Below are 14,203 nucleotides of genomic sequence, written 5' to 3'. Positions count from 1 at the left end.
ATTATGAGTTCATCCTTTCTGCAATCAAATGCTTCACCGGCAGTTTAATCGTAAATATGACGCCTTTTGGCTTGTTATGAAAGGAAATGTCTCCTTCAAGTTCAGTTACAATTTCCTTCACGTAAGTAAGCCCGATGCCCGTTGAAGGTGTGCCGAATTCATCGTATTTGGATGTAAACCCGGGATCATAAACGACCTCTCCGATTTTTTCCGGAATGCCGGGACCGTCATCTTCCGCCTGAAATTCAGCCTTTTCTCCTTCCGCCCTGCGCAGCGCGAGGCGGATCTCACCCCTGTCACCCATGGCTTCGACGGCATTGGCGGTCAGGTTATTTAAGATCGACAGGACGGTAAAGACGTGATAATCGGGATGCTCTCCTTCAATCACGCTCCGGAATTGAATGTCCTTGCCTAAAGATTCGGCGTATTTTTCATTGATTCGGATGACGATGCCGACCAGAGCGGCGGCATTCATGTAATCCCGGAATCTCTCATTGGAAATCAGCTTCGACAAACCGGCGAATATTCGCTGATTGTCTTTTTTCACTTCATGAATTTCTCCCGCAAGGCGCAGCATTCGGCTCCCGAGCTCCCGGTCGTTCCCGCTCATTTCCCGATATAGCTGATAGGATTCTTTCGTCACATGCTCCGTCGTTTTCAGCGTTTTTTTCAAATGAATCGTTTCTTCATATAAGTTGGACACAATCATCAGCATGTGCTCATGCTGCTTTCTCGTTTGTTTTTCCCTGACCTGAGATTCGTGCAGCTTCATCACGTTGAAAAAACTCAGCACAATAAATGTGTGAGAAACAGCGATAACCGCAATATCCGCCAGCTTGTCCGGCATCATAATCTGCCGGCCGCCGGAAAACTGAACCGTCATTTCAACGGCATCGGACGCAATTTCAATGAGAAAACCGAGAAAACCGATCATAAGCGGCCGATCCCAAAAAAGCCTGACCTTCAGCACATAAAACAAGCAGGCATATGTAAAGTAAAAAAAGAAACTGGGATATTGGCTGAAAAAAACCTCCGTAAAGCCGGCATGCTCTCCTCCCCAGCACGCCAGGCCGATCCGGAATGCCACAACGGCTGCACCTGTCAACAGCCCTGACAATACTGCCGGCACATGCCGAAGCAGCAGCAGAAAAAAGAAAAAAGCCGGGGCGCCGAAGCTGATCCGATATACCTCATTCAGGGGGTAAAATTTCAGTTCCCCCGCCAACGGCACGGTGATCAGCATAAGGGCGAAAAGATAGCCGTCTTTTTTCAGTAAATAGTCGAGCCTGATCATAATCACTTCCTTCTTCTGTCTATTTTGAACAAGACCGATACAGTCCGCAAATTTCTTTAGACCCGAATGGCGGGACACTCCGGCTGATTTATAAATCTATCGGCTTATTTTAAGAATGATTTTGTCGTATTTTGTATGATTCTGTAGATGTCATTATACATTAACATGGAACACGCTATTTTTGAAAACGTTTTCCAAGACCGGTTTCCGCTTCGGACAGGCTTGCAATAGAGGAGGAATGTTATGAAAGATATGGTCAGAGAGCGCCTTGAAAAAGAGGAACTGGCTTCACTTTTACAAGATTGGGTCGAGCATTACCGACCGTTTTCCGTCAATGGAAAAAGCGCAAATTATATACCCGCCCTCGGAGAAATCAACGACTCTCAGCTGGGCATTTGCATATTAGAGCCGGATGGCTCAATGATTCATGCCGGTGAATGGAATGTCCCGTTCACATTGCAGAGCATCTCAAAAGTCATCAGCTTTATTGCCGCCTGCATGAACAGAGGCATTTCTTACGTGCTGGATCGTGTGGACGTGGAACCGACGGGTGATGCGTTTAATTCTATCATCCGGCTTGAAATCCATAAACCCGGGAAGCCCTTCAACCCGATGATCAATGCCGGCGCCATTACCGTCGCCTCGCTGCTTCCGGGTGAAACGGCGCATGATAAATTAGAATATCTCTTTTCCGTTTTTGAAAAATTAATAGGAAAACGGCCTCACATTCACGAGGAGGTCTTCCGTTCTGAATGGCAGACCGCGCATCGGAACAGAGCGCTCGCCTACTATTTAAAAGAAACGAACTTTCTAGAGGCGGATGTGGAAGAAACGCTTGAAGTGTATTTAAAGCAGTGCGCCATGGAGGGTACAACCGAGGACATCGCTTTAATCGGATTGATACTTGCGCATGACGGCTACCATCCGATCCGACGGGAACAGGTCATTCCGAAAGATGTCGCGAAACTCGCCAAAGCCCTGATGCTGACGTGCGGAATGTACAATGCGTCAGGCAAATATGCGGCTTTCGTCGGCGTCCCGGCCAAAAGCGGGGTATCCGGCGGCATTATGGCATTGGTTCCCCCAAGCGCCAGAAGAGAACAGCCTTTTCATAACGGCTGCGGCATCGGCATTTACGGTCCGGCCATTGATGAATACGGCAACAGCCTGACCGGCGGCATGCTGCTGAAACATATCGCACAGGAGTGGGAGCTCAGTATTTTTTAATCAAACGAACCAAGAGGTGATTGGATGCAGGAATTCCTTGAAAATGTAATCGGCTCGGCAAATGATTTTTTATGGTCAAAACTGTTAATCGTACTGCTTCTTTCTCTGGGACTGTTTTTTACGTTCAGATCAAAGGGTCTGCAAGTCCGCATGCTGAAGGAAATGATCCGGGTTTTGAAGGAAGGCGCGGCCGCCCGGACAAAAAACACCATTTCCCCGTTTCAGGCATTTTGCATCAGTATGGCGGCGCGTGTCGGAACCGGGAATATTACCGGAATCGCCATTGCGATCGCACTCGGCGGTCCGGGCGCTATTTTCTGGATGTGGATTATCGCAGTCATCGGTTCGGCTTCAAGCTTTGTTGAAAGCACGCTGGCCCAAATCTATAAAGTAAAAGATCAAAACGGATTTCGCGGAGGCCCGGCCTATTACATGGAAAAGGGCCTGAAGAAACGCTGGATGGGCGCGCTGTTCGCCGTATTAATCACACTGTCATTCGGGGTAGTTTTTAATTCCGTTCAATCCAATACGATCAGCGTCGCCTTTCAAAACGCATTCGGCACCAGCCGGCTTACATTGGGCATTATTTTAATCGTGGTTTTCGGCGGCGTAATCTTCGGCGGCGTCAAACGAATTGCGAAAATGGCGGAATACATCGTAGTCGTCTTGGCCGTTTTATATATCGGTGTCGCTTTCTTTGTCATTCTGACGAACATCACCCAATTGCCCGGCGTTCTGTCGCTAATCGTAAAAAATGCGTTCGGCATTGATCAGGCAGCGGGCGGCGCTTTAGGTGCGGCCTTGATGCAAGGTGTAAGGCGCGGGATTTTCTCAAATGAAGCGGGTATGGGAAGCGCTCCGAACGCGGCGGCGACAGCTACGACGAGCCACCCGGTGAAACAGGGGCTCATTCAGGCATTCGGCGTCCTGACGGATACGCTCGTCATTTGTACAAGCACGGCGCTTATCATTTTATTTTCAGACGCTTATCACCAGCCGGGACTGAGCGGCATCGCGCTTTCTCAGGCCGCCTTGAGCGACCATGTCGGCGCGTGGGCGTCAGGTTTCCTTGCCGTCTTAATGCTTTTGTTCGGCTTCAGCGCTCTGATGGGCAACTATTATTACGGAGAAACCAATATCGGATTTTTAAGCCAGAACAAAAAATGGCTGTTCATTTACCGCATCTGCGTGCTCGGAATGGTACTGTTCGGCTGTATTTCCAAAGTCCAGCTTGTGTGGGATATGGCTGACTTATTCATGGGCTTAATGGTGGTCGTGAACTTAATCGCGATTTTCCTTCTGTCGAAAAAAGCGTTTGCCGCTTTGAGCGATTATGCCCGGCAAAAGAAAGCCGGAAAGGACCCCGTCTTTTACAGAGATGTACTCCCTGATGATGACGGGATCGACTGCTGGGAGTATTCAGACATCGCGAAAAGTGCGAAAGGCAAACACATTTCCTAAACAAAAGGTGTTCGGGCAGCGTCCTGAACACCTTTTTTCTGCCGGTTCATTGACAAAGAGAATAGCGTCCATTACCCTTTTTATATATTTTCAATAAAGTCAGAAAGGAAGGCCTATGAATCCCATTACACAAATATTAAATGAATACCCGGTTATGATCATAGACGGCGCGATGGCAACCGAGCTTGAGCGGATGGGCTGTGATTTACATGATGATCTGTGGTCGGCCAAAATTCTTTTGGAGAGACCAGAACTGATCAAACAGGTGCATGCAGAATATTTTGCCGCCGGCGCTGATTGCGCGATCACCGCCAGTTATCAATCGACAATCGAAGGATTTGCAGCGCGCGGCATCCCGGAAACCGATGCGATACGTCTCATTCAGACATCTGTTGAACTTGCCGCACAAGCACGCGATGAATTTTGGGCGCATGAAGAAAACCGTTTACACCGGCCCAAACCTTTGGTCGCCGCTTCTATCGGGCCTTACGGCGCGAGCCTCGCTGACGGCTCAGAATATCGCGGGCATTACGGACTGACGGAGGATGAGCTGATCAGCTTTCACCGCACCCGGATGAAAGCCCTCATAGAATCCGGCGCCGATCTTTTGGCCTGTGAGACCATTCCGTGCCTGTCAGAAGCAAAAGCGATCACAAGGCTGCTGGAGGAATTCCCCGGCACTTATGCATGGATGAGCTTCAGCGCCAAAGACGGACGGCATATCAGCGAAGGCACGCCTATTTCCGAATGCGCGGCCCTGCTTGACTCCTGCAGCCAAATCGCAGCGATCGGCATCAACTGCACACCGATTGAACATATTCCGCCGCTGATAGAAGAAATCAAACGGGCAGCATCCAAACCGATTATCGCCTATCCGAACTCCGGCGAACAATATGACCCAGTGACAAAAACCTGGAAAGGCGCATTGTGCGAAAACCATTTCGGAAAAAGCGCGCAAGGCTGGTACGAAAACGGCGTGAGCCTGATCGGCGGCTGCTGTCGGACGAAACCCGCGGACATTCAGGCCATTGCCGATTGGGCCAAGACCTTAAAAACAACTTGACTAATCGGAATAGTTTGTATATTCTATTCAAAAAGCCGGTTCGCCGGAATCTCGTGCCGTTCGCCGGCATGAGATTTTTTATTAGAACGGCCTTCGCAGAAAGTTGGAAAACAATGAACAACAAGAACGAGACGAATTTTCAGAGAAGTATGAAAAGCAGACATCTCTTTATGCTATCACTCGGAGGTGTGATCGGAACGGGGCTGTTTTTAAGCTCTGGGTATACCATTCATCAGGCGGGTCCGGCGGGCACCATTTTCGCTTACCTTTTGGGCGCGGGCATCGTCTATCTTGTCATGCTTTGCCTCGGTGAACTGTCAGTGGCCATGCCGGTGACGGGCGCATTCCACACCTATGCGAAGACCTATATCGGGCCGGCGACGGGCTTTACGGTCGCATGGCTGTACTGGCTGACGTGGGCGGTGGCGCTGGGCTCTGAATTCACGGCGGCCGGGCTTTTCATGCAGCGTTGGTTCCCGCATACTTCAGTTTGGATGTGGAGTGCGGTATTCGCTCTTTTCATCTTTTTATTAAACGCCTTCTCCGTGAAATTTTTTGCTGAATCGGAGTTTTGGTTCTCAAGCATTAAAGTCTTAGCCATCTTACTGTTTATTTTATTGGGCGGAGCGGCGATGTTCGGCATCGTCCCGATGAAAAGCGGTGAGGCCGCACCTATGCTGTCGAACTTTACGGCTGGCGGCAGCCTTTTTCCAAATGGCTTTTTCCCGATACTGATGACGATGCTTTCAGTAAACTTCGCTTTTTCAGGGACGGAATTGATCGGAATCGCCGCAGGGGAAAGCGCCGATCCGGAAAAAACCGTTCCGCGCGCCATTAAGACTACAGTCTGGCGGCTGGCGCTTTTCTTTATCGGAACGATTTTTGTGCTGTCAGGGATGATCTCCAGCAAGGAAGCCGGTGTGATTGAAAGCCCGTTCGTCACGGTATTTGACAGAGTCGGCGTGCCTTATGCGGCCGATCTGATGAATTTCGTCATTTTAACGGCGCTACTGTCTGCGGCCAATTCAGGGCTGTACGCGTCATCACGCATGCTGTGGTCCCTGTCTAAAGAAGGGGAGCTTCATCCCGCCTTTGCCAGGCTGACCTCTAAAGGCATTCCTTTTAACGCTCTGATCTTCAGTATGATCGGCGGCATTCTGTCGTTGTTGTCAAGCGTATTTGCAGCGGATACAGTCTATCTTGTTCTCGTCTCCGTCTCAGGATTTGCGGTAGTGGCTGTGTGGATGAGCATCGCCGCATCGCAATTTTTGTTCCGAAGACGGTTTCTTACAGAAGGGCACCAGCTTTCAGACTTGAAATACAGGACGCCGGGATATCCGGCCGTACCGATAGCGGCCTTTCTCCTATGCCTCGCCTCCTGTATCGGCATCGCTTTTGATCCGAACCAGGCCATCGCCCTTTATTGCGGAATTGCATTTATGGCCGTTTGTTACACCGCTTATTACTTGAAAAACCGGAAAAGCAGAGCCCGCGTGCAAGCCGTAAAATCCCAATAACCAAAAAAAGAACCCTGCAGCGCAAGGGTTCTTTTTTCATTTATACTTCAACCACCCACCTGAACGAATCCCGCACCTTCCCGACTTGGATGCCGGCAATCGTTTCATAGAGCCTTTCTGACACTTCACCGATCAAACCGTTATTCAGTTCAATCGTTTCTCCGTGAATGTGCAGCGCGCCGACCGGCGAGATGACGGCCGCGGTTCCCGTACCGAATACCTCTGACACCTCGCCTCTCATCGCAGCCTCATAGATGTCATCAATGGCGACCTGTTCTTCCCTGACGCGGATGCCCCAGCTTTTTAACAGCTCTATCACAGATGCGCGTGTGATGCCCCCGAGAATGCTTCCGTTTAACGCCGGCGTTACGGCCTCTCCGTTTATGATGAAAAAGATATTCATACTCCCTACCTCTTCGGCATATTTCTTTTCCACCCCGTCGAGCCAAAGCACCTGATCATACCCCAGTTCTTCGGCTTTCCGCTGAGCCTGTAAGCTGGCCGCATAATTTCCGGACGTTTTGACGTCGCCCACTCCGCCGGTGACGGCACGCACATACTCATCCTCCACATAAATTCGGATCGGTTTCAGCTGATCGCCGTAATACGAACCGACAGGCGTCAGAACAACCATGAACTTGTAACGCTTTGACGGCCGGACGCCTAAAGAAGGCTCAGTCGCAATTACAAACGGACGGATATATAAAGAGGTTCCTTTTTCTATCGGTATCCATTCCTGTTCCAGCTCCACCAATTGTATCAATGCCTCCAGCGCCAGCTTCTCGTCAAGAGGCGGCATGCTCATCCGCCGTAACGATTTATTCAGCCGTTTTATATTTTGGTCAGGACGGAACATCAATACCCGGCCGTCTTCTGACCTGTAAGCCTTCAGCCCTTCAAATACGGCCTGCCCGTAATGGAAAACCGATGCGGAAGGATCCAGATGGACCGGTTCATAAGGGGTGATTCTCGGATCATGCCACCCTCTCTCCTCTTCGTAATCCATGACAAACATGTAATCTGTGAAGTACTTGCCAAACCCCAATGAAGCGGAGTCCGGTTTTTCTTTTCTTGCTGTGACCTTACGTCTTTCAATCAGTTGATTCAACAAAAGCACACCTTTCTTGTAATTGTTAAAATTTTCAGTCTTTTATAAGCTGCCTGTTTTCTCTGCCTGAATCGTGTATGCACAGATATATGAGGATGCAGTTGACCGTATCATATCAAATATACCACTTATAAGAGGATAATTATCAAAATTTTTGATATTTTCAAGCGAAAATCTAACTTTATTTTATTCTGCTTGATTTTTTTCAATGAGGACTTTCTGTCATATTAAATGATTGCGCTTACATAATGTAAAGCAATCCTTTCTTTCGCACAGTCAATCATGTGACAAATTTATGGCGGATAGGAAGGTGGTTGCCGCCTGCTTCACGAATTACGTATGAAATGCGCAAGTAAAAGGGGGATTCGCTTGAAAAAATTTATCGCATTCCAGATTTTGATCGCTTTAGCCATCGGAGCATTGATCGGCCATTTCTTCCCGGATTTCGGGATGGCGCTGCGGCCCGTCGGAGACGGATTTATCCGCCTGATTAAAATGATTGTCGTGCCGATCGTGTTTTCGACCATTGTTATCGGAGCCGCCGGCAGCGGCAGTATGAAAAAGATGGGCAGTCTCGGCATCAAAACGATTATTTGGTTTGAAGTGATTACGACGCTTGTTCTGGCGCTCGGTCTGTTGTTGGCGAACGTGCTGAAGCCGGGAGTCGGCCTTAACCTCTCTCATCTTGCTAAAAAAGATATTCACGAGCTTTCCGGCTATACGGAAAAAGTAGTCGACCTGAAACAAATGCTTCTTGATATTATCCCCGTTAACATCATTGACGTCATGGCGAAAAACGATCTTCTCGCCGTCATTTTTTTCGCGATTTTATTCGGTGTTGCCGCAGCCGGCATCGGCAAAGCCTCCGCACCTGTCATGAGTTTCTTCGAATCCACGGCAAATATTATGTTCAAGCTGACGCAAATGGTAATGGTCACCGCTCCGATCGGCGTTCTCGCCCTGATGGCCGCCTCTGTCGGGCAATTCGGAATCGCGCTTTTGCTTCCGATGCTGAAGCTGATCGGCACTGTGTTCCTCGGGCTGTTCCTGATACTCTTCGTTCTGTTTCCGATCGTGGGGCTTATTTTTAAAATCAAGTACTTTGAAGTGCTGAAAATGATTTGGGATCTGTTTTTGATCGCTTTCTCCACGACAAGCACAGAAACCATTCTGCCTCAGCTGATGGATCGGATGGAGAAATACGGCTGTCCGAAGCGGGTCGTCTCCTTTGTGGTTCCGTCAGGTTTATCGCTGAACTGTGACGGCTCAAGCCTCTATTTATCGGTGTCCTGTATTTTTCTGGCGCAGGCGTTTCATGTGGAGATGCCGCTTTCTCAGCAGCTTCTGATGATGCTTGTCCTCGTCATGACAAGCAAAGGTATTGCCGCCGTCCCGTCAGGCTCACTCGTCGTGCTTCTGGCGACAGCGAATGCCGTCGGTCTCCCCGCGGAAGGCGTCGCCATCATTGCCGGTGTCGACCGCGTCATGGACATGGCGAGAACCGGCGTCAACGTGCCCGGCCATGCGGTCGCCTGCATCGTCGTGTCCAAGTGGGAAAAAGCATTCAAATATAAAGGACCCGTCACGGCAGACCAGACCGCCCGGACAGAAAGTATGTAAACACAAAAAAGACCACCTTATTGGTGGTCTTTTCTATTAATCAATCGCCGCATGATCCTCTTTCTCAATCAAAGCAAGGCGTTCATTGATTTCTTCCTGAGTCATTTCGTGCTCTTTCACATACATGTTGCGTTCGTTCGTACGGCATTCGTGACTGCAGCTGCGCATGTATTTGTATTCATTCTCAGGTGTGCAGATCATTTTTTTATTACATGCCGGATTTGCGCAGTTCACATAACGCTCGCACGGCTCGCCCGTGAAATAGTCTTTTCCGATGATAACGTGCTCTACGCGGTTGACCGGTACGCTGATTCTTTCGTCAAACACGTAGCACTGTCCGTCCCACAGTTGCCCTTTCACTTCAGGATCTTTACCGTAAGTGACGATACCGCCGTCAAGCTGGGACACGTCTTCAAAGCCCTTCTTCAGCAGCCAGCCGGAAAATTTTTCACAGCGTACGCCGCCTGTGCAGTACGTGAGGATTTTTTTGCCTTCAAGCATGTCTTTGTGCTCTTCAATCCAGTCCGGCAGCTCACGGAACGCCTCAATATCAGGTCTGACCGCTCCGCGGAAATGACCGAGGTCATACTCATAGTCGTTTCTGGCGTCGATCACGATCGTGTCAGGATCCTGCATTTGCTCATAAAAGTCTTTCGGTTTCAAATGCTTGCCCGTCGTGACATTCGGATCAACATCATCTTCGAGACGAAGCGTCACCAATTCTTTTTTATGGCGCACAAACATTTTGCGGAATGCATGTCCGTCAGCCTCGTCAATTTTGATCGGCATGTCGGCAAAGCGCGGATCAGCTTTCAGCGCATTCATGTATTGTTCCGTCTGTTCAACCGTTCCGGACACCGTACCGTTAATGCCTTCCTCAGAAATCAAAATACGGCCTAACAGACCGAGCTCCTTACAAAACTTCAAATGCTGAGCCGTGAACTCCTCAGGCTCATCAATCTTTACATATTTATAATAAAGTAAAACTCTATATTGTTTTTCCATGATTTATACACCCTGTTCAATTATATTAATGATCGCACACTCTACTATATCATACAGGAAAACGGGCGAAAGATGAACATTTCCGTCCGCACTCTTTCTTCCAGTCACGCTTCGCCTTTTAAAACCTGCTGAAAATAAAACCGATACGTGTTGCGCAAAAAGGTCTCAAGCGAAAGGCCGGCTGCGGTCTGATACTTGCCGATAATAAACGGAAAACGGTCACGGCCTTTTGCCCGCAGAAGATCGGCGCTGTCTTCAGCCAGTTCTGAGATGAGCGCCTCAACGACAGGCCGGCATGCGTCCCGCACGGCTTCAAGAATTTGCTGATCCCCTGTATGCTGGTACTGCTCTATCAGCTTTGCCAAGTCCTTTTCTTCCATAATGTTCACTTCCTTACACCATATAAAAAAGAGGAGCAGCTTTTATAAAGCGGACGCCTCCTCCTGTGACTCCGCATAACCGATGATCTGGCCGACCTGTAATTCACGGCCTTCAGTCAGGTTATCCGAAGGGGTAAACATATCTTTCTCGAATACTAAAATAACGGTCGATCCAAATGAAAAATAGCCCAGCTCTTCCCCCGTCTCAAGCCTGTTTCCGGTGTTTGTCTGAACGATCGAGTTAATATTCATCGCACCTACCGGAATCATGAGCATCTGCTGATCAGCACGGGTCAGCTCGTACACATAACGGTAATTTTTTGAGAGCACATCTTTCCCGTACTTTAACCCCATCGTATTAACGGGATAGGAGCGTTTCCCCAACTCGGCCAGCTTCTGATACGTGCAGCTGACGGGAGAATGGAAGCGGTGGTAATGTCTCGGGCTCAGATAAAGCACGGCAAAACACCCGCCGTTATACTTGTGATCGGCGCTTTTAAACCCCGTCAGTTCGGCGAACGAATAATCCTTCCCTTTTACCATGAAAGTTTGATTGGGTTTAATCATGCCAACCGTCTGAACGACACCGTCCACCGGGCTGACGATGGCGTTCTTCTCTTTTGCCACGGGGCGGAGATTCAAATTAATATCACGAATGAAAAATGACGCCAATGAATCAAAGTCAGAAGCCGTGCGTTCCGTTTCATTCCAGTTGATGCGATAGTGTTTGGAAAACAGCGGAATCATCGGCTTGCTCAGTTTCGATTCACAGAAGTTTTTAATGAGATAAGACGTCAATCGATTATTAGTCAGTTCAATCAATGAACGGTAAAGAACTTTAGCGGCAGTATTAAACATTGATTACTCCTATGAATTTTCCTATAGTAATAAAAATAAAACACCATAAAAACGCTCCGATGGCGGCGAAGCATAAGTAGGTTTTGAATTCCATTCTGCCGATTCCGGAAAAGTAGCAGGTCACGTGTCTGATGCCGGGGATGAAATAACCTAAAATAATGGTGTACGGCCCGTACTTCTTCATCCACCTGTCTACTTTCTCCATCCTCTTTTCCTTCAGGCCGACCCATTTCCCGAACTTATTAATAAACGGCCGGCCGGCTTTTCTGCCGATGAAGTAGCTGATAATCATCCCCAGGAGCGCTCCGATAAAGCTGATCAGAATGGAGAGCCCGTAATTCAGCACGTTTAAATGAGCGAAGTAGCCCACAAGCGTCATCATGACTTCATCCGGAATAGGCAATCCGATAATACCGAGTGTCAGCATAAGAAAAATCGCGATATATCCGTAATCGGATATTAATTGCTGAACTAATTCCATCTTCTGCTCTCCAGGTTTTCAGGCGCCTGTTTTTTAAAGTGCGGAAATTTAATGTTGCTGACCATTAAATAACCGAGCGCGATCGTTCCTGCCCCCAGAAGAAAAGCGTTATTGATAAAGCTCAAAATGACAAGACACATACCCGCAAACGGAATCGGCATCCCGATAAACGTCGGCAGCTTGCTTTGTTCAATATTAAATCTGGAAAGACGGATCATCCCGCAGATGCTGTAGGAAAGCGCGATTAAAATTCCGATGAACGGAAGCGTATATAGTGAAACACTGTAAGCGAGCATGGACGGCGCTACGCCGAACGTCACGAGATCAGCAAAAGAGTCAAGCTCCCTTCCCATCTCCGATACCGCGTTCAGCTTACGGGCGGCCAAACCGTCAAAGAAATCAAGAAACATCCCGGTGAAAATAAAGATCACCGCAGAGTGTATATTATGATACAAAAGGGAATGAATCGATAAGAGCCCGCAAATAAAATTTCCAATTGTAATCATACTAGGTATATAATTCACAGTTTACACAAACCCCCAATTAAAACCATATCAAATCGGACTGCGTATGCATAAAGGCTCCATTTTACGGAAACATAAAATGAAATTCTTTCAATGCTATCATTCAAATTCTTTTATTATACAGCATTTGGTGTTATTTGAACAATCTAATCTGGTGATTTTTGTTTTTTCGCCGTTCATATTAAGGTAAGCAATCATGGATGCCTTTATTCCGGATTACCCTGCTTCAATATTCCATGCCGCGATCCGGATTGTCCGTTCTTGATGAATGAAAAGCCGTATGATGTATTGTTATTTCCTTCTCCGTGAAATGAGAACATTACATATAACGATTGCGGACATAAAAAGTTTCATGAATTAAAAAGCCGGCACAAAACGGCCTCATACATTATCTCACAACCCCGTTTTCCAGTATATAGTCTGCCAAACAAAAAAGGCGCCTTACCATTACGGTAAAAACGCCTTTTAAGATCATTTTATGTAATTGATAAATGACTGAGTGCTTCGGCCGCTATTTCTCTGGCTTCTTCAACGGTCTCAGCTGCAGAAAGCGCAACCGCCATACGGCGTCCTACTTTCGTGACGGGTTTACCGAATACGCGGACCTGAGTGCTTTTTACTGCCAAAGCCTTCTCCAAACCTTCAACCGCATAATCAGCAAGCTCTTTTGGCGCCTTCAGCGGACGGCTTGCCCCCGGCGACAGCTGAGTGATTTCGGGAATCGGGAATCCCAATACCGCGCGGACATGAAGCGCAAACTCCGACAAATTCTGCGTTACAAGCGTAACGAGCCCCGTATCATGCGGACGGGGAGACACCTCGCTGAAATATACTTTATCTTCAGTAAGGAAAAGCTCCACCCCGAACAAACCGTATCCGCCGAGCTCGTCCGTTATGCTTTTCGCAATGTGTTTCGCCTCTTTGATCTGCTGTTCCGTCATATGATGAGGCTGCCATGATTCAATATAGTCACCGTCTTTTTGTTCATGTCCGATCGGCGCGCAAAAGGACGTACCGTTCGCCGCGCGCACTGTCAGAAGAGTGATTTCTGATTCAAACGGAATGAATTCCTCAACGATGACCCGGCCGTTTTTCACCCGGCCGCCTTCCATCGCCATGTCCCAGCAGCTTTTCAGCCCGGAAGCCGAGCGGCACACGCTTTGCCCTTTTCCGGAAGAGCTCATCAGCGGTTTTACCACGCACGGAAAGCCGATTGTTTCCGCCGCTTCTTTAAATTCTTCATATGTATTCGCGAATTCATAGCCGGCAGTCGGAAGATGAAGCGTCTCTGCCGCAAGCCGTCTGATGCCTTCACGGTCCATCGTCAGCTTTGCCGCACGCGCATTCGGAATGACGTGAAAACCTTCTTCCTCAAGCTTCAGCAGCTCATCCGTCGCAATGGCTTCCACTTCCGGCACGATCAAGTCCGGTTTTTCTTTCTCAATGACTTCTCTGACCTGCGCTTTATCAAGCATATCAATCACATAGCTTTTGTGCGCGGCCTGCATGGCGGGAGCATGCTCATAGCTGTCAACGGCTACAGTGACAACCCCGAGCCGCTGCGCTTCAATGACGACTTCTTTCCCCAGCTCGCCTGATCCTAATAACAACATCTTCTTCGCCTGATACATGTCCTTTGGCCCCTCCCTTTCTATACCCCACTCA

13 protein-coding genes are annotated in these 14,203 nt (G+C 48.5%); 5 read left to right on the top strand and 8 right to left on the bottom strand.

All coding sequences use genetic code 11. The features are described 5' to 3' along the window. Position 1 precedes the first annotated feature (1 nt). Positions 2-1,294 carry a sensor histidine kinase gene (locus NYE42_RS01410; protein ID WP_352426709.1) on the bottom strand — a complete coding sequence of 431 codons (1,293 nt, stop codon included), beginning with the start codon at positions 1,292-1,294 and terminating at the stop codon, positions 2-4. Positions 1,295-1,537: 243 nt separating this feature from the next. Here NYE42_RS01410 and NYE42_RS01405 point away from each other — a divergent pair, with 243 nt between their 5' ends. The 4 genes from NYE42_RS01405 (at position 1,538) to NYE42_RS01390 (ending at position 6,562) form a co-directional block, all read left to right on the top strand. Further along, entirely contained in the window at positions 1,538-2,521 is a 984-nt protein-coding gene (locus NYE42_RS01405) for a glutaminase (RefSeq protein ID WP_007409011.1), read from the top strand. Positions 2,522-2,545: 24 nt separating this feature from the next. Further along, complete coding sequence (locus NYE42_RS01400) at positions 2,546-3,982, top strand: alanine/glycine:cation symporter family protein (RefSeq protein ID WP_032870223.1); 1,437 nt, start codon at positions 2,546-2,548, stop codon at positions 3,980-3,982. Positions 3,983-4,097: 115 nt separating this feature from the next. Further along, complete coding sequence (gene mmuM / locus NYE42_RS01395; protein ID WP_144664448.1) at positions 4,098-5,045, top strand: homocysteine S-methyltransferase; 948 nt, start codon at positions 4,098-4,100, stop codon at positions 5,043-5,045. 113 nt (positions 5,046-5,158) lie between these two features. Next, entirely contained in the window at positions 5,159-6,562 is a 1,404-nt protein-coding gene (locus tag NYE42_RS01390) for an amino acid permease (protein WP_186314440.1), read from the top strand. A gap of 40 nt (positions 6,563-6,602) precedes the next feature. On the opposite strand, the gene NYE42_RS01385 is transcribed toward NYE42_RS01390, so the two are convergent. Beyond that, positions 6,603-7,670: a branched-chain amino acid aminotransferase gene (locus tag NYE42_RS01385; protein ID WP_015416722.1), complete on the bottom strand. Its 1,068-nt coding sequence runs from the start codon at positions 7,668-7,670 to the stop codon at positions 6,603-6,605. A gap of 369 nt (positions 7,671-8,039) precedes the next feature. Between NYE42_RS01385 and gltP the strand changes: the two genes are divergently transcribed. Continuing rightward, positions 8,040-9,290 carry a glutamate-aspartate/proton symporter GltP gene (gene gltP, locus NYE42_RS01380; protein WP_007409006.1) on the top strand — a complete coding sequence of 417 codons (1,251 nt, stop codon included), beginning with the start codon at positions 8,040-8,042 and terminating at the stop codon, positions 9,288-9,290. Positions 9,291-9,326: 36 nt separating this feature from the next. Here the strand turns inward: gltP and NYE42_RS01375 are convergent, their stop codons facing one another. From NYE42_RS01375 to purT, 6 genes are all read right to left on the bottom strand, one after another. After that, positions 9,327-10,295, bottom strand: a complete 969-nt coding sequence (locus tag NYE42_RS01375; RefSeq protein WP_007609165.1) for a rhodanese-related sulfurtransferase — start codon at positions 10,293-10,295, stop codon at positions 9,327-9,329. Between the two features lie 104 nt (positions 10,296-10,399). Then, positions 10,400-10,675 (bottom strand): hypothetical protein, encoded by a 276-nt coding sequence (locus NYE42_RS01370; protein ID WP_007409004.1) that lies wholly within the window; start codon positions 10,673-10,675, stop codon positions 10,400-10,402. Positions 10,676-10,717: 42 nt separating this feature from the next. Next, positions 10,718-11,533: a phosphatidylserine decarboxylase gene (locus tag NYE42_RS01365; RefSeq protein ID WP_007409003.1), complete on the bottom strand. Its 816-nt coding sequence runs from the start codon at positions 11,531-11,533 to the stop codon at positions 10,718-10,720. Then, positions 11,526-12,014: a DedA family protein gene (locus NYE42_RS01360; protein ID WP_003156711.1), complete on the bottom strand. Its 489-nt coding sequence runs from the start codon at positions 12,012-12,014 to the stop codon at positions 11,526-11,528. The genes NYE42_RS01365 and NYE42_RS01360 overlap by 8 nt, the downstream gene beginning before the upstream one ends. Then, entirely contained in the window at positions 12,005-12,538 is a 534-nt protein-coding gene (gene pssA, locus NYE42_RS01355) for a CDP-diacylglycerol--serine O-phosphatidyltransferase (RefSeq protein ID WP_003156712.1), read from the bottom strand. The genes NYE42_RS01360 and pssA overlap by 10 nt, the downstream gene beginning before the upstream one ends. A 476-nt stretch (positions 12,539-13,014) precedes the next feature. Further along, positions 13,015-14,169 (bottom strand): phosphoribosylglycinamide formyltransferase 2, encoded by a 1,155-nt coding sequence (purT, locus tag NYE42_RS01350; RefSeq protein ID WP_007409001.1) that lies wholly within the window; start codon positions 14,167-14,169, stop codon positions 13,015-13,017. Positions 14,170-14,203: the final 34 nt, after the last annotated feature.

This window comes from Bacillus sp. FSL K6-2865, from assembly GCF_040311405.1.
GTDB lineage: Bacteria > Bacillota > Bacilli > Bacillales > Bacillaceae > Bacillus > Bacillus velezensis.
The sequence above is the reverse complement of the archived record's forward strand: the minus strand, read 5'-3'. Positions and strand labels throughout refer to the sequence as shown.